This window comes from Bdellovibrio sp. HCB209 (assembly GCF_047306065.1).
Taxonomy (GTDB): domain Bacteria; phylum Bdellovibrionota; class Bdellovibrionia; order Bdellovibrionales; family Bdellovibrionaceae; genus Bdellovibrio.
In genome coordinates, this window is record NZ_CP178618.1 from 1685617 (window position 1) to 1708899 (window position 23283).

20 protein-coding genes are annotated in these 23283 nt (G+C 45.0%); 11 read left to right on the forward strand and 9 right to left on the reverse strand.

The annotated features are described in order from the left end of the window. Window position 1: 1 nt before the first annotated feature. Complete coding sequence (locus tag ACLVWP_RS08240) at window positions 2-2500, reverse strand: hypothetical protein (RefSeq protein WP_413561241.1); 2499 nt, start codon at window positions 2498-2500, stop codon at window positions 2-4. 239 nt (window positions 2501-2739) lie between these two features. Here ACLVWP_RS08240 and ACLVWP_RS08245 point away from each other — a divergent pair, with 239 nt between their 5' ends. Next, on the forward strand, window positions 2740-2925 hold the full coding sequence (locus ACLVWP_RS08245) for a hypothetical protein (protein ID WP_413561243.1): 186 nt from the start codon (window positions 2740-2742) through the stop codon (window positions 2923-2925). A gap of 14 nt (window positions 2926-2939) precedes the next feature. Here ACLVWP_RS08245 and ACLVWP_RS08250 read toward each other — a convergent pair whose 3' ends face one another. Genes ACLVWP_RS08250 through ACLVWP_RS08260 form a run of 3 tightly spaced genes read right to left on the reverse strand, consistent with a single transcriptional unit; the run spans window position 2940 to window position 4991 of the window. Further along, window positions 2940-3296: a hypothetical protein gene (locus ACLVWP_RS08250; protein ID WP_413561244.1), complete on the reverse strand. Its 357-nt coding sequence runs from the start codon at window positions 3294-3296 to the stop codon at window positions 2940-2942. Window positions 3297-3331: 35 nt separating this feature from the next. Continuing rightward, window positions 3332-4471 (reverse strand): hypothetical protein, encoded by a 1140-nt coding sequence (locus ACLVWP_RS08255; RefSeq protein ID WP_413561245.1) that lies wholly within the window; start codon window positions 4469-4471, stop codon window positions 3332-3334. A 58-nt stretch (window positions 4472-4529) separates the two neighbouring features. Further along, window positions 4530-4991, reverse strand: a complete 462-nt coding sequence (locus ACLVWP_RS08260) for a hypothetical protein (RefSeq protein ID WP_413561246.1) — start codon at window positions 4989-4991, stop codon at window positions 4530-4532. Window positions 4992-5150: 159 nt separating this feature from the next. Between ACLVWP_RS08260 and queA the strand changes: the two genes are divergently transcribed. The 9 genes from queA to ACLVWP_RS08305 all read left to right on the forward strand — a co-directional run bounded on the left by queA (window position 5151) and on the right by ACLVWP_RS08305 (window position 15647). Continuing rightward, window positions 5151-6161, forward strand: a complete 1011-nt coding sequence (queA, locus tag ACLVWP_RS08265) for a tRNA preQ1(34) S-adenosylmethionine ribosyltransferase-isomerase QueA (protein WP_413561247.1) — start codon at window positions 5151-5153, stop codon at window positions 6159-6161. Continuing rightward, the gene (tgt, locus tag ACLVWP_RS08270; protein ID WP_413561249.1) at window positions 6162-7313 is read left to right on the forward strand and encodes a tRNA guanosine(34) transglycosylase Tgt; all 1152 of its coding nucleotides are present in this window, start codon (window positions 6162-6164) and stop codon (window positions 7311-7313) included. A gap of 64 nt (window positions 7314-7377) precedes the next feature. Continuing rightward, window positions 7378-7725 (forward strand): preprotein translocase subunit YajC, encoded by a 348-nt coding sequence (gene yajC, locus ACLVWP_RS08275; RefSeq protein ID WP_413561251.1) that lies wholly within the window; start codon window positions 7378-7380, stop codon window positions 7723-7725. Continuing rightward, window positions 7725-9416 carry a protein translocase subunit SecD gene (secD, locus tag ACLVWP_RS08280; RefSeq protein ID WP_413561253.1) on the forward strand — a complete coding sequence of 564 codons (1692 nt, stop codon included), beginning with the start codon at window positions 7725-7727 and terminating at the stop codon, window positions 9414-9416. Before yajC ends, secD begins: the two co-directional genes overlap by 1 nt. A 13-nt stretch (window positions 9417-9429) precedes the next feature. Next, entirely contained in the window at window positions 9430-10380 is a 951-nt protein-coding gene (gene secF / locus ACLVWP_RS08285; RefSeq protein WP_413561255.1) for a protein translocase subunit SecF, read from the forward strand. Between the two features lie 45 nt (window positions 10381-10425). After that, window positions 10426-12153 (forward strand): single-stranded-DNA-specific exonuclease RecJ, encoded by a 1728-nt coding sequence (recJ, locus tag ACLVWP_RS08290; RefSeq protein ID WP_413561256.1) that lies wholly within the window; start codon window positions 10426-10428, stop codon window positions 12151-12153. Beyond that, on the forward strand, window positions 12150-12848 hold the full coding sequence (queC, locus tag ACLVWP_RS08295) for a 7-cyano-7-deazaguanine synthase QueC (RefSeq protein ID WP_413561258.1): 699 nt from the start codon (window positions 12150-12152) through the stop codon (window positions 12846-12848). Before recJ ends, queC begins: the two co-directional genes overlap by 4 nt. 2 nt (window positions 12849-12850) lie before the next feature. Continuing rightward, window positions 12851-13420 carry a DUF366 family protein gene (locus tag ACLVWP_RS08300; protein WP_413561259.1) on the forward strand — a complete coding sequence of 190 codons (570 nt, stop codon included), beginning with the start codon at window positions 12851-12853 and terminating at the stop codon, window positions 13418-13420. A 58-nt stretch (window positions 13421-13478) separates the two neighbouring features. Continuing rightward, complete coding sequence (locus ACLVWP_RS08305) at window positions 13479-15647, forward strand: heavy metal translocating P-type ATPase (protein WP_413561260.1); 2169 nt, start codon at window positions 13479-13481, stop codon at window positions 15645-15647. On the opposite strand, the gene ACLVWP_RS08310 is transcribed toward ACLVWP_RS08305, so the two are convergent. The 4 genes from ACLVWP_RS08310 to ACLVWP_RS08325 all read right to left on the reverse strand — a co-directional run bounded on the left by ACLVWP_RS08310 (window position 15648) and on the right by ACLVWP_RS08325 (window position 22345). Next, the gene (locus ACLVWP_RS08310) at window positions 15648-18623 is read right to left on the reverse strand and encodes a DUF3857 domain-containing protein (RefSeq protein WP_413561262.1); all 2976 of its coding nucleotides are present in this window, start codon (window positions 18621-18623) and stop codon (window positions 15648-15650) included. It lies immediately after the preceding gene. A 114-nt stretch (window positions 18624-18737) separates the two neighbouring features. Continuing rightward, window positions 18738-20333, reverse strand: a complete 1596-nt coding sequence (locus ACLVWP_RS08315; protein ID WP_413561263.1) for a hypothetical protein — start codon at window positions 20331-20333, stop codon at window positions 18738-18740. 66 nt (window positions 20334-20399) lie between these two features. Then, window positions 20400-20738, reverse strand: coding sequence for a DMT family protein (locus ACLVWP_RS08320; RefSeq protein WP_413561265.1), 339 nt, complete (start codon window positions 20736-20738; stop codon window positions 20400-20402). Further along, window positions 20738-22345: a Na/Pi cotransporter family protein gene (locus ACLVWP_RS08325; protein ID WP_413561266.1), complete on the reverse strand. Its 1608-nt coding sequence runs from the start codon at window positions 22343-22345 to the stop codon at window positions 20738-20740. Before ACLVWP_RS08325 ends, ACLVWP_RS08320 begins: the two co-directional genes overlap by 1 nt. A gap of 84 nt (window positions 22346-22429) precedes the next feature. Here ACLVWP_RS08325 and ACLVWP_RS08330 point away from each other — a divergent pair, with 84 nt between their 5' ends. Further along, entirely contained in the window at window positions 22430-22843 is a 414-nt protein-coding gene (locus ACLVWP_RS08330; protein ID WP_413561268.1) for a (deoxy)nucleoside triphosphate pyrophosphohydrolase, read from the forward strand. Here the strand turns inward: ACLVWP_RS08330 and ACLVWP_RS08335 are convergent. After that, the gene (locus tag ACLVWP_RS08335) at window positions 22828-23238 is read right to left on the reverse strand and encodes a thiol-disulfide oxidoreductase DCC family protein (RefSeq protein ID WP_413561269.1); all 411 of its coding nucleotides are present in this window, start codon (window positions 23236-23238) and stop codon (window positions 22828-22830) included. The two genes, ACLVWP_RS08330 and ACLVWP_RS08335, sit on opposite strands and share 16 nt — an antisense overlap. Window positions 23239-23283 lie beyond the last annotated feature (45 nt).

Consider the following 23283-nt stretch of genomic DNA (forward strand, 5'->3'; position numbering starts at 1 on the left):
ATTATAAACCCTTTCCGCGACTCACTTCTTTGATTAAGAAGCGATTTGTTTGTTTTTTACATTTTACCAGTGAGTCCCTTGGTTCAACGATACCGCAATCGGGATCAACAGTAGTCCACTTGAAAGGATCTGACGTTCTTAGACTTACCGGGTTGCAGATCCAATGCATATATCTATCGCTAACGCCAATGTTTGACTGCCAAAGTGGTGCGAGAGTTGCGCTATTGCATCCAATGTATTCATCTGATTTATCACGGCCCAGGATTTTTGCATTAATCATCTCTTGGACTGCTTGCGGGTGATAGATGCTGCTCCAGCGAATGCCAGCTGTGTAAGCTGTTTGGTGGATATCAATCTGATTGGTGATGATCGTACCAATAATTCTTAAAGGCTTTGAGCGCTGAGTGATTGTTAGTTTTTCGCACACAAAGAACCCGGCAACTAAAGTTGCATTCTCGCGTATCTCACAATTGTTGACCAGAGAGTCAATTTTAAACAAGGGCTCGCCGCCATCAAAAACTCGAGTACCCGGATTGTAACCAGGGTCCGTATATGTCGCGTAATCCGGATTGAACTTCCAAGCGTGTCGCGCTTGATCGGCAAAGCTAGTATTCCATTTTGCTGCTGGGAAAGCAGAGTAGTCTGCACCTGAATCTCCTGGGTCTGGAGATGCGAAGCAACGATCATCGAATGTAGCTAGGTCTGTTGCCGCCACTGGGGGGATATGAAGACCACGATATTCAGCATCAGTTCTGAATGGATAGTTCACCTGGTCGTCGCCCCCTAAACCGGAGTAATTCGACCAAGTATTTGAGGTTGAGTTGTCTGTGTTAACTCCGGTCAGAATCATGGCGCTGCCGGATTTGGTGAAAGTTAATCCGTTAGTTTTCTTGTAGAATTCGTGAGTTTTATCTTGGCGTAAATTAACACCATCAAGATACCCATAGTCGTAAGCTTCGAATACGAACTTCACGCTAGGCGCAGTTCGTACGATGGGGCCAGTTGTGTAGGGTGTAAGATTGAGTTCGCCGCTGAAAGTGAATGTTAGATCGACCTGATTAAATTGCTGACGGCCATTAACCTCAAGGGGTTCCGAGTCGATTTTGATAGATGCTCCACCCATACCCGACGGGTAGAGGATAACACTTCCTTCGCGGTGGATGTAGAATTCCGTGGTGTAAATTCCTCGTGCTCCAGTGGGGCCTTGAAGGCCATAGTAATATGCAGTAGCTTTCATGACGGGAGTACCTTGGGCGGTAGTGACTGCCGCAGTTGCTACTCCGGGAACATTTGTAATTGCCTCGTGTCCTTTTACCGAGCCTTGCTCAATGAAGTTATCAACGTTACCCAAATTGAATTGTACAGTCGCGGTATTAGTTTCAGCGACTGTACGGCGCACCCATAGCTGTGACTCTTTAGTTTGGGAAAGATCGTATGATGCCATCAGGCGAACTCGACACCATTTTTGAACGTCGAAGGTCGATTCAGCGGTGCCTTTAACGATATTAAAAAGATAATCTAAACCCGTATCGCGCGTGGCATCCAACTCGAAGCCACCAAGCATTCCGGCAAAGTTAGGCATGCTGTAGTTAAACATGTAACCATCGCCGCCGGCTGTTTTAACGATATAGGGATTGTTATCCATTTTAATCGTGCCGCCACCCAGAACGACCTTGTCGACAAATATGACGTTATTCATGGCCGGATTAGTAGATGATGGAGGGAGGTTTAGGTCTCCATTGATAAATACGGGGCTTTCAAATCGCAAGCCTCCGTTGTTGGCAACTCCGACATTTTCTAGGCGGATGTTTCCAGTCCCTGGATCTGTTTTTGATGTAGCCAGATTTAAGTTGTTTGAAACAATGAGAGCGAAATACGTCAGCTCGCGAGGGTAGACGATATTTTTAGAAACAAGTGTCTGGTCGAATTCAGTGTTTGTTTTATGTTTAAGGAAAATCGTTATCTTAAGCGGTACTTCGCGACCACGAACTGCTGAGATGGCTGTTGAATCACGTTCAATCGTAAATTCAGCGTATTTGTAGTCCTCCAAAACAGGCGTGATTATAGAATAAATGGGATGGCTATTCGTCAATGTTGCAAACTCAACTTTTCCAGTGAAGCTCTTTAAACGTGTATTAGCCAAAGGCTCTGGATGTGGAGTTTTCGAGTTTTGAATAAACAAAAGTGTTTCATCGCTAAGGAGAAGTCGCTGTGTATACCGGCCGTGATTGAGATCGCAGTTAATGTCTTGTGCCCAGTTGGATGATAGGCACCAGCTTTGTTTAACCGCGTTTACAGTATATGCATACAAACCGTCTAAAACGACACGGCGGTCTGTTTTTGTGCTGGCTTTGTTTAATACGGTTGCTTGGCTTTCGATGTAGGCAATCGAACTGAAGAACATAATACAAATCACAATCCCGCTGATAAGAGTCAGCAGGAGGACAGAGCCTCGTTGCGAGCGCAACAATTGCTGATGAAACGTTCTTTGATGGTTCAAACAATCCCCTTTGTTGACATAAGCTATATCGGCAGAATGATTTGGTTTTTTTAGCCTCGTGGAACACTAGCGATGTTCCTGGAACAGGGGGTATTTGGACCAGTTTGAGACATAATAATTGCTCTACTCTAAATGAGGCCTCATACGTTACAGATTTGTATACAGATTCAGGTCTTGAGGTCGCTACCTTTAAAAATTTTTAAGAGTAGGCTTAGAGGAACATGCGTAGGAGGTCCTCTATGTCTCGCCATAATAAAGGCAAAGGTTTTAGTCAAACTAGTAAGCGATATGATGGGGCTTTGAAACAACAAAGAAGAGCGTCTCATAATAAGCAAGTAGACCACTCTTCAGATCTTCACGAGGAAAACAACGTTAGTAATGAGGAAAAAAGCAGCTCTGAAAAGAGCGTGAATTCACGGCAGTAAAGAGCCGCGAATTTCTAGGGAGAGCCTTGGCGTTTGCCAGGGCTTTTCTTTTTCTTGGAGCTAGATTTTTTGGTGCTAGCTGTGGTGCGAGACTTCTTTTTTGAAGCAGATTTTACTTTAGACTTCGACTTGGATTTTTTAGATTTCTTGCGCGGATTTTCTGAAGCGTATTTGCGAGCTGCTTCTTTGCGCATGTTTGCATTTTCTTGAATATACGGAAGCATTCCGTGATAACCCGTGACTGGTTCTGTCGGTGCTGCAGCAGGCTCCTCAGCCGCTGGATTTTGAGCAGCATCCTGAGCAAATCCAGGAGTACCAATTCCTAACAATGATAAAATCAAGGTGATTGTCATGAGTTGTTTTCTGTTCATGAGCAAACACTAGCGCGGAAAAACGCTAAGCTCAACTATTTCCACACAGATAATTCATCCCACGCATTGCGAGTTTCGATTTGGCTGAAATCATAGACATCAATATGTGGAACAGTATTCGAAATTGCGAGTAAACTTTCTTGAAACTCCTCGAGATTTGGCGTCACAGTGCTGTGTTGGCCCGCCCACGTGGAGATTTCAATATGAATGATCACATCGCTTCGATTATTCACAAGCTTGATGAAATCACTCGCAGCAGGTTGAGTCCATGCCGGAGTAAAGACATTTGTGCCATGTTCGCCGCGCCACTGTTGCCACAAAAGTTCGCCGACAACAAAGTCGATTTTCTTAGAATCCTTAAGACTCAAAATTTCATTCAAATCAAAGCCCACAACGTCACGCATTTGTTCTGAAGTGAACAGCGAACCATCACCATGCGCGGGCCAAGTCTGCACAACTCCGGCTTTCAATCCATGGGCGTGGCTGATCTCTGCCATTATGGCTAGTAGGTCTGTGACACCTTCCGCGCGCATTTTTCTCCAATCGGCATCTCCCAATTTGCCATGGGGGAATCGCTGATAAAAGGCTTCGTTCGCAGCAGGATTGTAGTCAGCCTCACTGCGCCAGTAACAATCCACTGTGGGTTCCACAGCTTCAATGCCATAAAGTAAAGGATAGCGACCTGCTAAATCTTGAATGAATCCATGCAACCATTGACGATACTCAGGATGCCAGGCTGAAAGCAGGTGAGATTGCGCCATCGGTTTGTAATCAGTGCCATCGATTTTTTTTGATCGCCACTCAGGCCGAGCCTCCCACACAGATTTGAAATCAGTAACTGAGATGACTGCGACAACTGCAAAATTATGAGCCAAGGCTTTGCGGTAAAGCTCAGCAAAAATATCACTCTCACCAAAATGAGTTTCAACCTCGGTCAGAGGATATTTGGTCGGATAAAAAGCCCCATGATTAGAAGCGTAGGCGTAAATAAAAAGCGTATTGACGTGGGCTTCATCGGCGCGAGCAATGACTTTATCAGCAATTTGGGAGGCGCTTAGAGTGGGATAAAGCTGATAAAAATAAGAAGGATCAACACGTAAACCGCGCATTTCTGAAACGGCAAAACTGGTAAAAGAAAAACAAGAGAAGAGAGCGAAAAGGAACCATTTACTCATCGTAGACTCCTAAAACGCCCATGTTAACGAGGGCTAATTTAGGAGGCTACGAGGGATGTTATGGTCTTTGACAAGCGCGACGTAAAAGGTCTGCCTCGCGCCAAGTTCTGTAGTCGCGAAGAGCGCCTTTTAAATACCACATAATTTTAAACTGTTCGCGAAACGTCAGCTGACAAAATCCAGTGTCGACATAGCAACTAACGTGGTCATCGATTGCTTTGTTTTTAATCTCACCACATTGCAGTCCATCCACAGTTTCACGCAGGCGAACTTGCAGGCAGAGACGCACATCTTGCAGCCAAATCTGACTGTCGGGGCTGAACTTGGCTTCATCACGAACAAAAAGTTCGCAGTATGGAATTCCGAAGTCTCTCCAGTAGCCTTTTTTACCACAAGGAGCTTCTTGTTCCATACAACGATAAAAGCCGCAGGATTCATGGGAAATAGGGCAATCCAATGGCGAGGCACCGGCCATGAATGGCAGCAATAAAAACGCGCTTAAAATAAGTATCTGTTTCATAATTACCTCGGACAAAGGCAACTTGGCAGATATCAGGGGACTTGGCAAACAACCATTGTAAAATAGGCTCAAATAACAGGGGGTTAGATGGAGGTTTTTACAGATAAAAGTTACTCGTAGAGCTACAATCCTAAAGGGACCTGTGTTATGACTCCGCTCATGAAAATCAATGACCTCAAATTCCCATACCCCGAAGAGCTGGTGGCGACCTCCCCACAAAGACCTTCACGCGTGATGTGGGTCGAAAATAACCAACCAACAGAGATTTCTTTAACATCCCTTATGGAAAAAATCCAAAGTGGGGATGTGTTGGTGGTGAATAATACGCGTGTCCTGAAGCGCCGCGTGTTTTCGGGGGATGTTGAGATTTTATTCCTAAAGCAAACTTCCGATTTGGATTGGGAAGTTTTATTCCCTTCTAAAAAATTTAAGGTGGGTCAAACGCTGGAGCTTCCTTTGGGCGTGACAATGACTTTGCAAGAAAAGGGTCGTCCGCAAAAAGTGTCCCTCAATCAAGCTGTCACCGAAGATTACTTCCAAAAAGTAGCGGAGCTCCCGTTGCCGCCGTATATTCAAAAAGCGCGCAATGCTCGTCACACTGTGGATGCTGATGAATCTTGGTATCAAACAGCTTGGGCTAAAGAGCCGGGCAGTTTTGCCGCTCCCACAGCAAGTCTTCATTTTTCGAAATCCGATATGGATCAGCTTCGCAGTAAGGGCGTCAACATTGTTGAGGTGACTTTGCATGTGGGGCTGGGGACTTTCTTACCGGTGACGGCAGAAGACCTGAACGATCATGATATGCACGAAGAATACGTGGAAATCTCGTCCGCGAGTTGGAACACAGTTCAAAATACGCGTGAGGCTGGTAAATTGATTTGGTCTTTAGGTACGACAACGACACGCTCACTGGAAAGTGCGGCTGGAGGATTGTTGCAAGGGTCAGCAATAGAGGGCTTCCGAGGGTTCACCAAACTTTTAATTCAGCCGGGCTATGAATTTAAAATCGTACAAAGACTTTTAACGAATTTCCATCAGCCAGAAAGCACTCTGCTTGCCTTGGTCTCGGGATTTTCGTCTTTAGAAACAGTAAAAACTTGCTACTTATGGGCTATTGAGAGAAAGTTCCGTCTCTTTTCTTATGGCGACCTGACTGCATGGAGCAAATAAATGCTTGATGGTAAAAATATGACTACAAATACAACTGATATGAAATTGGGCGAATTCGTCGTTCACAAAACTGACGGCAACGCTCGTCGCGCGACATTGATGACAGCGCACGGTGCTGTGCAGACTCCGGTCTTTATGGCTGTCGGTACAAAAGCGACCGTGAAGGCGATGACACCTGAAGAACTTAAAGAGTGCGGCACTCAAGTTGTATTGGGTAACACGTATCACTTGCATTTGCGCCCGGGCGAAAAAACTGTAAAAAAAATGGGTGGCCTTCATAAGTTCATGAATTGGCATGGTCCGATTCTGACGGACTCTGGTGGCTTCCAAGTTTTCTCTTTATCAAAACTTCGCAACATGTCTGAAGAGGGCGTGGAGTTTCGTTCCCACCTTGATGGTGCGAAGCACTTCATCTCTCCAGAAAAGAGCATGGAGATCCAAATGGATCTGGGCTCTGACATCATTATGGCTTTCGACGAATGCCTTCAGTATCCAGCGACAGACGAGCAAATCGAAGCTTCGATGGCGTTGACTCATCGTTGGTTGATTCGCTCTAAAAATGCGATGACTCGTAAAGAGAGTTTGCTGTTTGGTATCGTTCAAGGTGGCTTAAGCCTTAAGCATCGCTTGAAATCTCTAGAGCAAGTAACATCTGTTGATTTGCCGGGATATGCGTTGGGTGGATTCTCCGTTGGTGAACCAATTCACTTGATGCATGAGCTTTTGCCTCACGTCGCGCCAAAGATGCCAGCCAATAAGCCGCGTTATTTGATGGGCGTTGGAACGCCGACAGATTTGATTATTGCTATTGATTCAGGCATTGATATGTTTGACTGCGTCATGCCTACTCGAGTGGCACGTAACGGTACGATCTTCACATGGCAGGGGAAAGTCAGCATCAAGCGCAGTGAGTACAAAGAGGATCCGTCACCACTTGATCCAGAGTGTGATTGCTATACGTGCACGAATTATACGAAGGCTTACCTTCGCCACATGTTCTTAAGTGGTGAAATTTTAGGCTCTCGCTTGAACACAATTCACAACATCCATTTCTACATGAAGTTGATGGAAAAAGCGCGTGAAGCCATCGCTGAAGGCCGTTGGGCGGAGTTCCGTGATGACTGCCTAACGCGTTTCGTAAAGAAAGCGTAATCGACATAACTATTGATTCTTCCATGGAATAATGCTGAATTTTAGCGTCATCATTGGAGGAATCATGTTATTAGGACTACTTGTAAATTCAGCATTTGCGCAATCCGCACCAGCAGCGGGCGGTCAACCATCTACTCTTGAGATGTTTGTTCCTTTCATCTTTATCTTTGTTATTTTCTATTTCCTTATCATCCGTCCTCAATCTAAACGCCAAAAAGAACACCAAAAGTTCCTAACTGAACTTAAACGTGGCGATGAAGTGATCACTTCATCTGGTATTTTGGGTCGTCTTGAGGGCATCACTGACCAATTCGTGACTGTAGAGATCGCGGATGGCGTGAAAATCAAAATGCTTCGTACTCAAATTGCGACAACTCAGAAAGCAGCAACAGCGACAGAGGAAAAGAAATAATGGAAGGACTTCGTTGGAGAACCATCGGCGCAGCCGTTGGTGTGGTATTGGCTCTAGTTTGGTTTATGCCAAACGTGGTAAATTTTGGTGAGCACTCTTGGTGGCCATCAAAACAAAAAATGAACTACGGTCTGGATGTTCAAGGTGGTCTGCATCTTGTAATGGGCGTTGACGTAGATGGCGTAGTTAAAGAGTCGACGACTCGTTTGATTGCTTCCCTTAAAGCGGATCTTACTAAAGACGGCGTTACGGCGACTGACGTTAAGTCTGAAAAGCCTGAAGCAGGTGAGTTGACAGTTACTTTCCCTGCGGCTGAAAAAGCAAAGGTTGAAAAAGTTCTTACTGATAAGTACGGAACACAATTGCAGCAAGTTTCTTCTGCAGATGGTTCTCTTACTTACCGTTACTTTGATGCTTATTTGAACGATTATAAAAATCGCGTGATCCAACAAGCGATTGAAACAATCCGTAACCGTATCGATGAGTTCGGTGTGGCGGAGCCTTCAATCTCTCAACAAGGTTCAAACCGTATCTTGGTTCAATTGCCAGGTATGGCCGATGCTGAAAGAGCAAAACAGTTGATCAATACAACTGCGAAGCTTGATTTCATGATCGTATCTCACGAAAAAACTCCACAAGAATTGCAAGTTTTGGTGGCTGAAGCTGAAAAAGCTGGAAACTACAAACTTGAAGGCATGAAGTATTCTGAATATGTGACTCGTTTGAATAACGATCTTAAAGGCAAATTGCCTGAAAAGACTGTTTTGTACTTCGAGAAATCTGCAAATGCGGCAACTATGGAAGCGGGAGCAATCCCTTACCTAGTTAGAACAGACACAGATCTAAATGGTGCAGCTCTGGATGACGCTACTGTTGGTTACGACCAATACGGTGCTCCTCAAGTTTCTTTGCACTTCAACTCTTCTGGTGCGACGAAGTTTGCTGATTTGACGGGTAATAACGTTGGTAAGCAAATGGCGATCGTTTTGGATAAAGTTGTAAAATCAGCTCCAAGCATCCGTGACCGTATTGCTGGTGGCCAAGCGGTTATCACTTTGGGTGGCGGCCGTGATCGTAATCAAATGATGGACGAAGCTAAGATGATCTCTACAGCTCTTCGTGCCGGTGCTTTACCTGCTTCTTTGGAGCAATTGGAAGAGCGTCGTGTCGGTCCAACATTGGGTGCGGACTCTATCGCAAAAGCTAAATTGGGTGCCTACATCGGTGCGGGCTTGATCGTATTGTTCATGCTTATTTACTACAAAGGCATGGGTGTTGTCGTAGCAGCTTCACTTGTTGTGAACGTTCTTGGAGTTTTGGCTCTTTTGACTTCATTTGGTGCAACCTTAACTTTGCCAGGTATCGCCGCGATCGCGTTGACGGTGGGTTTTGCCGTGGATGCGAACGTTTTGATTAACGAGCGTATCAAGGAAGAATTGGCCGCCGGTGCAAGTTTGAAGGCTGCAATTAAAGAAGGTTATAACCGTGCGATGTCTGCGATCATCGACTCCAACGTAACTACGGGCTCCGTGGCTGTGGTGATGTTGTATTTCGGTACAGGTCCAGTGCGTGGTTTCGCGGTCAACTTGTTGATCGGTATCTTGACGACACTTTTTGCAAACGTGTTCTTCTCTAAAGTTGTAGTGGATCAGTTGGTTTACAAATTCAACGTTAAGAAGTTGTCTATCTAGGATTGGATGAAACATGGCTAATAATACAAATACAAAAACAGCAGCAGTTGAATCCTCTGGTAAGTACGACTTCGTAGGTAAGTTGGGTATCTTCGGTGGTATCTCTCTTATCTTGGTTGTGGCGTCTATTATCTACCTTGCGGTTCATGGTATCAGCTACGGTATCGACTTTAAGGGTGGTACTGAGTTCCAAGTTAAATTCGACAAAGGTGTTACGATCGATCAAGTTCGTAAAGCCGTTGATGATTTGAAACTTGGTGAAGTGGGCGTTCAGTCTTTCGGTGAGAACGATGAGTTCATCGTTCGTTTCCAAGGTCAGCAAGGTAAGTCTGATAAAGAAACGAATGAGATCTTGAATGCAGATATCACTAAAATCAGAACTGCGATCACAACAACATTTGCAGCGAACAATCCGGATATCCGTCGTGTTGATACTGTGGGACCGCAAGTTGGCGCTGAGTTGAAACGTAACGGGATTCTTGCGGTATTCTACTGCTTGCTTGTGATCTTGGTCTACGTAGGTCTTCGTTTCGAATACATCTATGCTCCGGGTGCAGTTCTTTGCTTGTTCCATGATGCGATCGTGACTTTGGCGATCTTCGTGGCTGTAGGTAAAGAAGTAAACGTTCCAATCTTGGCAGCGATTCTGACTTTGATTGGTTACTCTCTGAATGACACGATCGTCGTATTTGACCGTATTCGTGAGACAGCATCGCACTACCGCGACCGTGGTTTCAGCTTTATCATCAATAAAGCGATTAACGATATGTTGCACCGTACATTGATCACATCTGGTACCGTATTTATTTCGGCACTATGTTTGTGGTTGTTCTCAGGTGGTACTGTGGCAGATATCGCATTTGCGATCTGCGTAGGTATCTTGCTGGGTGTTTACTCATCTATTTATGTGGCAGCACCATTTATCTTGGTACTCGAAAAAATGATGGGCAAAAAGGCAGCATAATCTAAAGGCCCCCTAAGGGGCCTTTGTGTTTTAAAGAGGTTTCGAGTGAATCCGTTATGGACGTTAAGAGAAGCAGGGGCTGAGGTGGAAACACCGGAAAAGGTCGAGGGGCAATGGCCATCCTTGATCGGTAAGCTTTTGGCTGCGCGCGGATTCACAAAACCCCAAGAAGTTGAAAAGCTTCTTTTTCCAAAGCTCGTGGATTTGAAAGATCCCCTCGTTCTAAAGGGGATGTCTCAAGCACTGGAGCGTTTGGGGCAGGCTTATCTTAATAAAGAAAAGATCTGTATCTATGCAGACTTCGATCTGGATGGAACTTCAGGTCTAGCTCTTTTGAAAACCGGAATGCAGGCTTTGGGCTTCACTGAAGTTTTGCACTATCAACCGAAACGTTTGTCGGAAGGCTACGGGTTTCATGCGGCGGCGGTTGAGGATCTTAAATCCCAAGGTGTTTCACTGATTATTACTGTCGACGTTGGTATCACAGCTCACGCTGCGATCGATAAGGCCCGCGAGTTGGGTGTTGATGTGATTTTAACGGATCACCATTTGCCAGCGGAGTCTTTGCCAGCGGCTTATGTGATCATCAACCCAAATCAAGGAACTTGCGAAAGTGGTTTAGGTTATTTGTGCGGGGCCGGTGTCGCCTTTTATCTGCTTCGTGGTTTAAAAAGATACTTTCATGATAACCCCGAACTACCTAAAAATAATTGGGATTTAAAAGAAGTCTTAGACTACTTCACGATCGGAACCCTCACGGATATGGTTCCGTTGGTGGATGACAATCGCGTACTGGTTAAGCATGGATTAGTTAAGCTTGCGGAAACTAAGCGTGCAGGACTTAGAGCATTACTTGAAGAGTTAGATCTACAAGATCGTGCTTTAACCAGCCAAGATGTGGCGATTCGTTTCGCACCAAAATTGAATGCATTGTCTCGTATGGAGTCTGGTATTTTGCCAATCGATATCTTCCTTTTAGAAGACGAGGGTAAAGCGCGCGATATGGTTCGTCAGGTCATGAAGAACAATTCTACGCGTGTGCAATTGCAAAGTGATGCAGAAACCGAAGCTCAAGAATTACTTAAAGAGTGGCCTCATAAGGACTTTGTTTTCGTAGCATCTCCCAACTTCCATCGCGGGGTTGTGGGTTTGATCGCGACCAAGCTCACTCAAGTTTATAACAAGCCGGCATTTGTAGGTTCAGTTGGCGACGATGGAATGATTGTTGGATCAGCGCGCTTACCACAAGGTCAGGAAGCTTGTCTGGTCCAGGCCATGACGACGGCATCTGAATTGATGAGTCGTTTCGGCGGTCACTCGGCAGCGGCTGGGTTTGAGATTGCTGAAACGAAGGTCGCTCAATTTGTGGAGCGTCTGGATGGGCATTTTTCTGATCTTCGCGATAAACCAAAGCCTCTTGAAATCTTTTATGATGTTCAAGCAAGTCTTCCAGAGGTCAGTACTAACCTCATGAAATGGTACGACTTTGTTGGTCCATTTGGTGCTGGTTTCGCCATTCCACTTTTACAGTTCCAAAACATCCAAGTTTTGTCAAAACGCGAGCTTAAGGGCGGGCATCTGCGCTTGAAGCTTTTTGATACAAATAGCAATGCAACTATGGAAGCTTTGCTATTTACGCCGACTCCACGACAGCTACAAACGTTGGACAACGTTCCGGGGTTCTATGATATCCTGGGTGAGCTTCAGTGGAATTACTTTGCTGGGCAAAAAACAATTCAAATCCTGGTTCGTGATCTGAAGGCCATGTCATGAAGAACAAGAAAAAAGTCGTTGTCCTGTTGTCGTCGGGCTTAGACTCGACGGTTAATATTTTTGAAGCTATCAAACACAACCACGAGGTCGTGTTGGCTTTGACATTTAATTATGGTCAAAAAGCCGCGAAAAAGGAAATTGAGCAGTCTGCTAAGATTGCTAAGTATCTTGGTGTTCCTCATAAAGTTCTGGATGTGACTTGGTTTAAAGATTTCAATAAATCGTCTTTGTTGGTGGAAGACCAAAAGATTCCCACGGGGAGTGATGTCGAAATCGACAACATGACGAAGTCTGAGGAAACGGCAAAGTCAGTTTGGGTTCCAAATCGCAACGGTATCTTTCTGAATATTGCGGCAGCTTATGCTGAAGCTTTGGGTGCGGATTCTGTGATCCCAGGCTTTAATGCTGAGGAAGCAGCGACCTTTCCAGATAACTCGATTGATTTCTTAAAAGCAGCAACTCAATCTTTGCATTATTCTACAGCTAATCACGTGACGGTCGGTTGTTATACGGCTCATTTGAATAAGCCTGCGATCGTCCTGTTAGGACAGGGGCTTAACGTTCCTTGGGAACTGACATGGCCATGTTATTTCGCCGGTGAAGACTGGTGCGGTGAGTGCGAATCTTGTAAAAGAGCTAAACGCGCCTTCGCATCTGCAAAGGTCGACGTTAGTAACCTATTTGTGAGGAAGTAAAAGTGGAAACACATTTTATCGAAAAGAAATTTGCTTATGATGGCAGCCAACTTCACTCCTTGTTCGCATACTTGGATCATGGTGTTTTAGGTCCGTCGATTATTTCTTGGATCGGTAAGTGTGATATTCCATTTTCTCATATGGTGGACGGTGAGGACTTGCTTGCAAATGCCGTCATCGCTGGCGATGAGATGCTTCACTTTATTATTGAAGTTTTCGATCGTGATCTTTTTAGCGGAGTGGCTTTGCAGCGACTTTTTGCTTCCATCGCACGTGACTATGTTCAAGCGCATGCAGGATCTTCTTTATCTACAGATACTTTAATCAGAGACGGCGATGACATTTACTGGGGTGATCGTAAGCTCAGTATCAGTATCGCAACGAAGTCTCCAGTTTCAACGATGGTCCATTTTGCAATGAATGTCACCAATGAGGGAACTCCAGTTAAAACGGCATGCCTCAATGACTGGCGCATGGATCCCAGAACCACGGCTGAGAATCTGATGACTCTATTTAAGAAAGAGTATCAGACAATTGTGACTGCGACTCAAAAGGTGCGTCCTGTTCCTTAGGGTTATAAATATTGTCACAAAAGTCTCTCTGGGTTCCTAATAGGATAGAGAGGTTTTTATGGAATCAGTTAAGACGACGCAAACCGCAGATTTACAACTCGTTGGCATGTCCTGTGTGAACTGCGCGGCTAAGATCGAAAAAACTCTCAATGCCATTCCATCCGTTCAAGCCTCGGTCAATTTCGCGACAGAAAAAGCTCATGTCGAGTATTCCTCTGCGATTACTCCCGAAGATCTTATCAAGGCTGTTCAGGGCGTTGGCTATCAAGCCTTCGAAATGAATTCGCCTGTCGACGCTCAAAAATACAAGCAAGAGGCCGCGGCCGAGTACCGTCGTGATTTACTTCATTTCATTATTTCAACAATTCTGACGATTCCATTCTTGTTTGAAATGGGGGCGATGTTTGCGGGGCACCACGAGTTAGTACCTCGCTGGTTGCAGTGGGCTTTGGCCACTCCAGTGCAGTTTTGGATTGGTTGGAGATTTTATCGCGGGTCTTATTATGCGCTGAAAAGTAAAAGTGCGAATATGGATGTTTTAGTGATGCTCGGAACTTCCATGGCGTACTTCTTAAGTGCCGCGATCACGTTCTTAGATTTACATCATCAACACGTATACTTCGAGGCCAGCACTGCCGTGATCACTTTGATTTTGTTGGGTAAGCTGATGGAGTCTCGAGCCAAAGGAAAAACTTCGGAAGCGGTTGAGGGGTTGATCCGCTTGCAGCCAAAGACCGCGATGGTCCTTAAAGGTCAAGAATGGGTTTTAACATCCATCGAACATATCTTAAGTGGCGATACGGTTTTGGTAAAAAACGGAGAATCAATTCCTGTGGATGGTATTGTTGTCGAAGGTGCATCAAGTATCGATGAGTCCATGTTGACAGGGGAAAGTCTGCCGGTTGAGAAAAAAGTGGGTGATCATGTTTACGCAGCCACTTTGAATCAAGAAGGTTCTTTGCAGATTAAGGCTACGGGTGTTGGCAATAAAACGCAGCTTGAGCAAATTATTCGCATCGTGACAGCAGCTCAAGGCTCGAAAGCTCCTATTCAAAGATTGGCAGATAAAATCTCCGGTGTGTTTGTTCCAGTTGTTGTGCTGATCAGTATTTTAACCTTCTTTGGAACTTGGTTGATCGTGGGTGATGCGCAGGCAGCGATCATTTCGGCAGTATCGGTCCTAGTTATTGCTTGTCCTTGTGCCTTAGGTTTGGCAACGCCAACAGCGGTTGTGGTTGGGATTGGTAAAGCCACACGATATGGCATTCTGTTTAAGGATGCTAAAGCGCTCGAACAAGCTGAAAAAATCACGCATGTTCTGTTGGATAAAACAGGAACTGTGACTGAAGGTAAGCCTGTCGTAACGAAAGTCTATGCATTAAACGGATTTTCTGAGACTGAAGTATTGAGTATCACGGCAAGTTTAGAACATGGTTCCTCGCATCCTTTAGCGAAGGCCATCACCGCGTATGCGACGGAAAAAGGAATTTCTCTGGAAAGAGTGAGTTATTTTAAAGCGTATAGTGGCCAGGGGATCGAAGGCTCGGTAAAAGATCAAGCATACAAAGTTGGTAAGCCGGACTGGTTGGTTCCAGGAGAGGGCCTTTCTGAAATCAAGAATCTAGAAGCTCAAGGGCAGACCGTTATAGTTCTTGGTTCTGATCAAGGTGTTGTTGGATTTATCGCGATTGCTGATCAGATTCGTGAATCCTCTAAGCAGGCCATCGAGGCCCTGAAAGAACTTGGTATAACCGTTATGATGTTAACGGGTGACAACGAGGGTACAGCAAAAGAGATCGCTCGTCAGGCGGGGATAACTGAATTTAAAGCCGGTGTTAAACCATCAGATAAAGCCAATGTGGTTGTGACTTTGAAGCGTAAAAAAGCCGTGGTGGCCATGGTCGGAGATGGCATCAATGATGCTCCCGCTCTTGCGATGGCGGATGTGAGTTTTTCGATGTCGTCAGGAACGGATATCGCCATTGAGACAGCTGACGTAACCTTGATGAACAATGATTTGATGTCGATAGCTCATGCTGTGAAGCTCTCTAAAGTGACACTTAAGAAAATTCGCCAGAACTTATTCTTTGCATTTATTTATAATACGCTGGGAATTCCTTTGGCCGCTTTTGGTATGCTAAATCCCGTGATCGCAGGGGCCGCCATGGCAATGAGTTCAGTCTCAGTGGTATCGAACTCATTGCTGCTAAAGCGTAAGAAGATATAGCTATTTTTCCGTGACAGCATTTTGTGGCGCTGTTGCGCTAGCTGCGGCAGGAATACGTTCGCTATTGGATCCGCCGGCGATGCTAATCATTGATTTTCTCAGTTCTTCGATCGCTTTCGGATTTGTTTTGTCGCTCTTCAGGGCTTTTTCTATATAGCGCAAAGATTTCTGTGCCGTACTTGGGTTTTTATCAGTCATCGCGCGTTTTCCGTATATTCTTGCGAGACCGATCAGGCACTTCTCATTTCCAGGGGAGTGAGCGAGGCCTTTAGCGAAAAGGTTCTCAGCGGATTCAGCGTTTTTAACTTCATCCAGTGGGTTATTTACTTTTGTTTTAATTAGGTTGTTCGCTTTACCAGCGTAGGCGCTAGCTAAGACGTACTTTGCCATCCCGTAGGGATTTGTACGAACAACTTCTTCACCGACGGAGATGGCATCATCCCATCTGTCATAACGCTGGACATGGGCAACAAAGTTTCCTGCAAGCCATGGATTTCCAGGATTTAGTTTGATCGCGTATTTATAGTAGGCGACGCCATTATCGATCTGATTGAACTCTAGCAGTAAGCCCCCAAGATCTTCCGCGGCTTCGGCTTTTTCTTTGTCCTCTTTAGCCAACTCAAAGGCTTTCGTGTAGGAACCGAGGGCTGCTTGTTTTTGGCCCAGGGTTTCTAAAACATTTCCTCCTAAGCTGTAGATAGCATAGTCTTTCGGTGAAGCTTTGAATGCGTGAGCAAAAAGGGCTGATATTTTTTCTTTGTCTTTACGATAAAAGGCATTCCAAGTTTTTTGTTGCAGGACTTTAGGGTCCTCGGGATGTTTCTTTTCTAATCCCTCTAAAATGCCATCAGCGATCTTTAGATATTCTTCGCGCGAGACAGTCTCATTCATATATCTTATGCGGCGAACCGCACGAGCTCTAAAAATAGCGGCGTCCTTGTCATCAGGATTTTGTTCAAGGAGGTGGGCCGTGATGTGATACGCATTTCTAAAGCCAGGAATTGAATCCGGCCCTTGGCGATCCATTTGTTCTTTGGTCTTTGCCAGAGTGTAGTCTTTAAGTCTCGTTGATAGCAGTTCTCCGGGTTGGAGAGGTTGAATATGGACATAACGGTCTCTGGCGCAATCTGGGATTTCGCTCAGCATATACTTAAAGGTTTCCGAATTCATATCCCAAGAATAAAGAATCGAAGCATTGTAGCTAATGTTATCTTCAATTCTAAAACCGCCGTCTTCTTTAAAAAGAGAGCGATGGATTTTAAACCAAGGTGTTAGAACCACGCATTCTTCGGGAAAGCCGATAAAGTCATAGCCCACAACATGGGTTGTCGCTTTTTCTGAAAACTGATTCGGAGTGAATGCATCCGAAACTCTTTTTTCGCCGCCCAGATTTAACAAGGTTAAGAGTGAAAGTGGAAAACCCGTATCTAGATAGAGTTTTTTGTCCTGCCACTGAACCAGCTCTTCACCTACGACCTTTTGTTTTCCTGAGATACTTTTAGTGATGCGGTTTCTAAAATTGACGCCTTCGTAAAGATCTGTGGAGTTCTCCGAGTTCACTCGTAAGAAATGGCGTAGTACTTTTTTCGCAGAATCTTCACTTTTAGCGAAAGATTGCTCGATCGCAGTATTTGCGTATTCGCCAGTTAACGTGAAGTCAGTGGTTGTATCGGCAGTACTATCCTGATTGATTCGGATGGTTTTCGTGTAAGAAAGATTAGAGGCAGATGCATCGGCGGCTTCAACCCAGTCAACGATGGTTGTGGATGGTGATATTTCCAGTGCAACGGATCCCGCTAAATCTGGATTTACAAAGGATGCATTGCTTACGATATTAGTCGGGTCGACCCAGTAAACTTTCTCTCCTTCGGTAACTTTGACGATCGCATGATTGAAGAGTCGCGGATTGACCGAGGCTCTTTGGATGATCTGTCCCAGACGAGGGGCTCCATCTGCAGAAGTGCGTTTAACCAAAGCCACATTAGCTTTAAGGCCAAGAGCTCTTAACATAGCAGTGGTTGCCAGAGCGAAGTCTTTGCAGTCACCAGTTTTTGTCTGAGCGATTTTATTTAAAGGTGAAGCAATGTACATTTTCTCGAAACTTGTCCACGTCCCGCGGTAGGTCATGATGCTCGCGAGCTCAGAAGTCACGATATTGATCTTATCTTCGTTGGTGGCTGCGGCATTTGCTTTGTTGATGATTTTCGTAAATGACGCAGGCATTTTTTTCGTTGCAAGTACGGACTCGTATTTTACCGAGAGGGGTTTTGCGACTTCATTCCAGTTATTGAAAGTACTGACGTCGACTCTGCTTAAGTTATTGATGTCTAAAAGTGCAAAGGCTTCCTTGGGAAGCTTGTAGAGAGGTTTAATTTGTTCAATTTCCAGAACATAATAGTTTCCCTCTTTGGATTCTTTTGTAGTTAAGACTTTCCAAAAATCATTCACAGCAACATGAAGGGGGAGTAGGGATTTAATGCGTGCTTTGCCCCCTCTTTCAGGAGCGTGGACGCCAAAGCTGTAGGTCTGTTGGAAAAGTCCCTTCACCAGCTTTTTTTTGCTTTTTGTTTTCGTGGTGAACTTCGTCGAAGATCCGATCTTAAGATTGTTGAAAGGAATGATCATTTCCTTCATGTGACTTTGGCCTTGTTCTGGAGATTTCATCTCTCTGGTCTTCACATCTTTACGGCGCACGATGGTTTCGATCCCATCGGTTTTGCTAGAACCACTGATAAACTCAACAGTTTCTGCATCGGGAACAAAGGGGACCGATTGCTGAATCATGTAGTTGCGACCCTGCTCATTGAGAACTTGAAGCTCGGTCGTGGTCGTTGATTCATGATTTCCGTCTTTGTCCACGGTAACTTCGTCGACGGAATTCAGAATAACGAAAGGTGCTTCGCTTTCTTGCATCCAGTCGGCATGAACAGTGATCGAGCAGAGAATAAGAGTGGCTACAAAGATGAGGTTCTTCATAGATCTCTTTTCGGATCGCGATTTTTGAACTTAATAAAAAATAGTTTAGGAGTGAATCCAATGCCAGTTCATGGATTATGGCGAATGTAGCATACGTATTATAAGGGCAGGACCTTAAGCTGAGTCTTTCTCTTTAGTTTTAATATAAGCGTCCACCAGCCACAGGCGGATGTGTTTTAGGAAGGCGTCTTTCATGCCAAAGAAAACGAAGTGATTCAAGAAACTATGATCAGTTTTATTTTCCTCGGTATAGTTCACAGTTCCGATAATCTCGGGCGTATCATGTTCTTGCACACGCCATAGAATGAATTCCCTAAAAGCTCCAGTGCTCATGGCACGATGATACTTCATCACTACGCCAGCTTCAGAAATTTGTACGATCTGAACGGGATTAGCGACTTTCGCGTCGATAGCCTCTTTAACGTAAGGAAGTGTTGTTGCTTCCATCGTGGAGATAGGGAAGTTGGTAATAAGTTTTTTTGCGATGTACGACTTATCCAGCGGTGTAAAATAGATGTCTTTGCACCAGCGGCTCATATCTAAAACCTCGGGTGGTGCTATTTTACTACGCGAAAGAACAACCAGCGGAGGAGTATTCGTCCACTCAGCACTGTGTTTCTTTGCGCGATCTTTCATTTTTTGAACCAGTGACTCCCATGTTTTCTCTTTCTCAATATCAAGCATGTGATAATTCACGACAAACAGATCGGGAAAGATGGGAGGATTTTGGCGTTCTTTGCTATCGAGCTCTTGAAGATCCGAGAGCAGTTGTCCCTGGCTCTTATAACTAAAGACTTCGACGTTCTGAAATCTTTGCGTCAGCATAGTTTTAAATTCAATATCTAAAAGGTCGTCATCGTTCAGTAGAATGATGCGAGTTTTGACCGCCGACTTAGGTGTCTGCAAGTCATGGGTGAAATGATTTTTATTTTGCAGAATATCCCTGCGAATCTTTGCGATCTGTCCTGGGTCTGCGGCGATAAACTGGAAGGTGCACAGAAATTCCTTCATCGAAATTTCTTTGCAGGCGACACAAACCGCAAGAATACTTTTCTTGTTATCAGAGGTGAAGGATTCACTGTAGTACTTGGTGACGGCACCAATCTTGATTTCATGATTGTTCATGCTGGTGAAACCAATTTCTGATAACGACATAAATTGGATGTCTTTCAGCATCTCAATAGTTGCAGAAAGTTTCGTGGCTGTAAGTGTTGAGCTGGTTACGGGGTGATGCCCGGTCAGTGCATATTGTAGATGCTCTTTGACGATCAGTTTATCGAAGGGTTTGTACAGAACGTTGTTAATGATACGTTCTTCGGCCAGCTTGATATCAAAATTAGGGCTGTCGAAAGCTGTGATAATTAAAGCCGTGGGCTCTTGTTCTGAGCACATTTTTTTACGAATAAAAAAGTCGCGGGCGCGACGGATAAGTCCCATATTTTTAACGCCCAAGAATTCGTTCTTGGCGATGATTAGTCGTAGCTCATCAGCAATGGAAGGCTCAGTTTTATCAGAGAGATCTAAGGGGTGTTTGCTGCCGGCATTGGCAAGAGATTTGGCGCCTTCGTGGACCGCGGTTTTTAAAAACTCATGAAAGCCCGCTAAGTCCTGAAAAAAGCGAATATGAAGCTGAGGATCTATACTTTTAAGGCTCTCATATAGATCCTGTCTTGTTCTTTCATCATCTTCAAGAATCAGGATGAACTTCATACTCCTATTGTATCTTGAAATGGGACCAATTGCCAGGACACTGGACCATTAAGAGACGAGGGGTTTTTAGCGAAACAAGAAGTAGACGGCGCCGACTAAGCAAAGCCCTGCATAGAGGTAATCCATCTTAAGCGGTTGCCCCATATACCAATAGGAAAAGCCCGCAAAGACGACCATAGTGATCACTTCTTGAATGATCTTTAACTGCGGAAGTGTGTAGACCTCGGCACCCATGCGGTTCGCAGGCACTTGGAAGATATACTCGAAAAGAGCAATACCCCAGCTAACAGCAATGGCAATCCATAGGGCAGAGCTTTTTAGGCTTTTTAAGTGGCCATACCAAGCAAACGTCATGAAGATGTTTGAGATCAACAACAAAACAACGGGGCTCACATACTGAAGCATTACTTATGCGTCCTTTGGTTGTAAGCATGGTTACACAGCAGACTTGCAATACGACGATATTCACTTAGTAAATCCAAGTGGATCGAACTCGTATTGATCGAGGTATTAAGGCCACGATTCAAACGACTGATGTGATTTTCGCGCAAAGATATCTCTAGTTTCGCCAGATCACGCTTAAGTTGAATCGCTTCCTCGCAAAGTTCGCGATTTTGGTAGGCGTTGATTGCCATCGCAGAAACCTTCACAACCTGCTCATGCATGTCTTTGATCTCTTGCCAGCCTTCTCCAGAAAACTCAAGTTTGAGAGCGTTTTTCTTAATCGCCAATGCCAGAATATTGATGTCAATCGCATCAGCGGCTCTTTCCGCATCAGATAAGAACATGATCATATTCATGATGTTTTGATGCACGACTGTGCTGGATTTGTTGGCGTGATCCAGTAAGAACATCTTAGTTTCACGGTACAAGAAGTCGACCTTGTTGTCGCGATCTTTGATTGAATCAAAGACCTTCGGATCATTTGTTTCAAATAGGCGGATCGAGTCCTTGATCATGCCAAGGACGATATCAGCAGTTCGCATGATCTCGCGATTCGCATAGGACACAGCTAGGGCTGAACTTTGGTAGTTGTTCATATTTACGAACTCAGTACCAAACTCCTCAGAGGCCGCTTTCGGGAACATCTTTTCAATCCATTGTGCACCTTTGTCGATGAACGGGTAAAAGATGATTGCTGAGATGATATTAAAAATCAGATGCGCGTTCGCGATAGAGCGCGCAATCGTCGTATCGAAGGTCAGCAAGAAGTCGATGAATATCTGAGTGAATGGATAGAAGATGACGACACTCAACGTTTTGTAGAAGAAGTGAGCCCAAGCGACCTGTTTACCAATGTAGTTGCCGCCGGCAGCTGAAATCAACGCGACCGAAGTGGTTCCAATGTTAGCGCCATAAACCCAGATCATAGCATCGTAGAATGAAATGGCTTTCACTGCTGCCAAGCTCATAGCGATACCAATCGTAATCGCAGAGCTTTGAACGAAAGCACAGAATACGATGGAGATCATCAGCGAGTAGCCCGGATTGTCGCGCACGCTTTGGAAGAACTCAGTCAACATCGGGTTCTCAGCAAAGTGATGAGACGCCGTTGAAACCAGTTTCAACCCCAAGAACAAAAGACCGAAGCCCATGAAGACTAAAGAGAGATTCTTAAATACGGTCTTTTTCGCCTTAAAATAGAAGGCAAAGGCAATCGCGAAAACCGGCAGGGCATACGAACTCAAATCGAAGGAAATCAATTGAACCGTCAGTGTTGTACCGATGGCTGTTCCGATGATCACGCCCATCACTTGGCGAAGGTTAATCACTTTCGCCGAGCCCAGGCCCACAAGCATCGAAGTCGCAGCGCCCGAACTTTGCATCAAGGTTGTTAAGATCGCACCTGTGCAGATGGCTAAAACTTTACTTTGTGAAAGGTGGTTTAGGAGGCTTGTGATTTTACCAGCCATCAACTTCTCAAGAGAAGAGCTGGTCATGGACATCCCGTAAAGGAAGAGTGCTACACCGCTGACAAGTAAAATGAAGAATGAATTCTGTGTATCAATCATAAAGAATTATATTAGCAGTATTAATTTGCTTTTAGGAAGCAGCAAATCTGATTTATGCTGAGGCTTCCTCGGAGGAAGTGTCGAATGGGAGACAAAAACAGTCCAGTGCTTGTTGTGGCCGCAGTCATTCGCCAAGAAGGCGACCCGGATAAGAGAATTTTGCTAGTGCGCCGCGGCCCAGATCAGAGTGGCGCCGGGTTTTGGGAGTTTCCTGGCGGAAAAGTTGAGCCTTCCGAGTCTCCGGAGCAGGCTTTGCGCCGGGAGATCGAAGAAGAACTGGGGATTTTGATAAAGGTGGGTGACTTTATAGGTGAAGAGGATTTCACCTATCCAACTAAGACCATTCGTCTCAGAGTTTACGAAACTTTGACTGACACTTCCCACATTACTTTGACAGAGCATGATGCATCTAAATGGGTGCGAGCCGAGGAGATCAAGAGAGATGAGCTTTCGGCAGCAGATCGCCCCTTCGTGGATATACTTCAGGGCAAAAGATAGCTACGCTCATTCGCAGTCGGCAGGCGACAGAAGTCGCGTTTGCCAAACCAAGAGTAGCGATTTTTAGCAACAATTTTGTATAAGATGTCTCGGATGAAGCCGGGGATAATCCATCCAATTCGAGACACCCCGTAGACTCCACCGAGGCCTGAAAGAATTTTGAGAACAGCAGCAGAGCGATGATAAGTTTTCCCTGCCTCATAGTAGATCACTGTATCAAGACTCTCTCGTTCCTGAGGTGACAAAAGCTCTTCAGCCGTCGTTCCCTGAAGGGGAGCAAAGAGAAAACGATGATTTGGATCACGAGAAATAATAGCGTCCACAAAGCCATTACAAAGGTGGCAGACACCATCGAAAAACACGACATTTCTCATTTTTAAATCCACATTTTCCATAGCAATCCCAGGCTACAATCAATATACTACTTAAACAAGCGGCGG

Excerpts from the sequence above, each read along its gene's own strand:
- tgt (WP_413561249.1), top strand. The coding sequence starts at position 6,162 with ATGCTTGATGGTAAAAATATGACTACAAATACAACTGATATGAAATTG.
- ACLVWP_RS08255 (WP_413561245.1), bottom strand. The coding sequence starts at position 4,471 with ATGAGTAAATGGTTCCTTTTCGCTCTCTTCTCTTGTTTTTCTTTTACC.
- secF (WP_413561255.1), top strand. The coding sequence starts at position 9,430 with ATGGCTAATAATACAAATACAAAAACAGCAGCAGTTGAATCCTCTGGT.
- ACLVWP_RS08330 (WP_413561268.1), top strand. The coding sequence starts at position 22,430 with ATGGGAGACAAAAACAGTCCAGTGCTTGTTGTGGCCGCAGTCATTCGC.
- ACLVWP_RS08250 (WP_413561244.1), bottom strand. The coding sequence starts at position 3,296 with ATGAACAGAAAACAACTCATGACAATCACCTTGATTTTATCATTGTTA.
- yajC (WP_413561251.1), top strand. The coding sequence starts at position 7,378 with ATGTTATTAGGACTACTTGTAAATTCAGCATTTGCGCAATCCGCACCA.
- ACLVWP_RS08335 (WP_413561269.1), bottom strand. The coding sequence starts at position 23,238 with ATGGAAAATGTGGATTTAAAAATGAGAAATGTCGTGTTTTTCGATGGT.
- ACLVWP_RS08245 (WP_413561243.1), top strand. The coding sequence starts at position 2,740 with ATGTCTCGCCATAATAAAGGCAAAGGTTTTAGTCAAACTAGTAAGCGA.
- queA (WP_413561247.1), top strand. The coding sequence starts at position 5,151 with ATGAAAATCAATGACCTCAAATTCCCATACCCCGAAGAGCTGGTGGCG.
- ACLVWP_RS08305 (WP_413561260.1), top strand. The coding sequence starts at position 13,479 with ATGGAATCAGTTAAGACGACGCAAACCGCAGATTTACAACTCGTTGGC.
- ACLVWP_RS08310 (WP_413561262.1), bottom strand. The coding sequence starts at position 18,623 with ATGAAGAACCTCATCTTTGTAGCCACTCTTATTCTCTGCTCGATCACT.
- queC (WP_413561258.1), top strand. The coding sequence starts at position 12,150 with ATGAAGAACAAGAAAAAAGTCGTTGTCCTGTTGTCGTCGGGCTTAGAC.
- ACLVWP_RS08315 (WP_413561263.1), bottom strand. The coding sequence starts at position 20,333 with ATGAAGTTCATCCTGATTCTTGAAGATGATGAAAGAACAAGACAGGAT.
- ACLVWP_RS08260 (WP_413561246.1), bottom strand. The coding sequence starts at position 4,991 with ATGAAACAGATACTTATTTTAAGCGCGTTTTTATTGCTGCCATTCATG.
- secD (WP_413561253.1), top strand. The coding sequence starts at position 7,725 with ATGGAAGGACTTCGTTGGAGAACCATCGGCGCAGCCGTTGGTGTGGTA.
- ACLVWP_RS08320 (WP_413561265.1), bottom strand. The coding sequence starts at position 20,738 with ATGCTTCAGTATGTGAGCCCCGTTGTTTTGTTGTTGATCTCAAACATC.
- ACLVWP_RS08325 (WP_413561266.1), bottom strand. The coding sequence starts at position 22,345 with ATGATTGATACACAGAATTCATTCTTCATTTTACTTGTCAGCGGTGTA.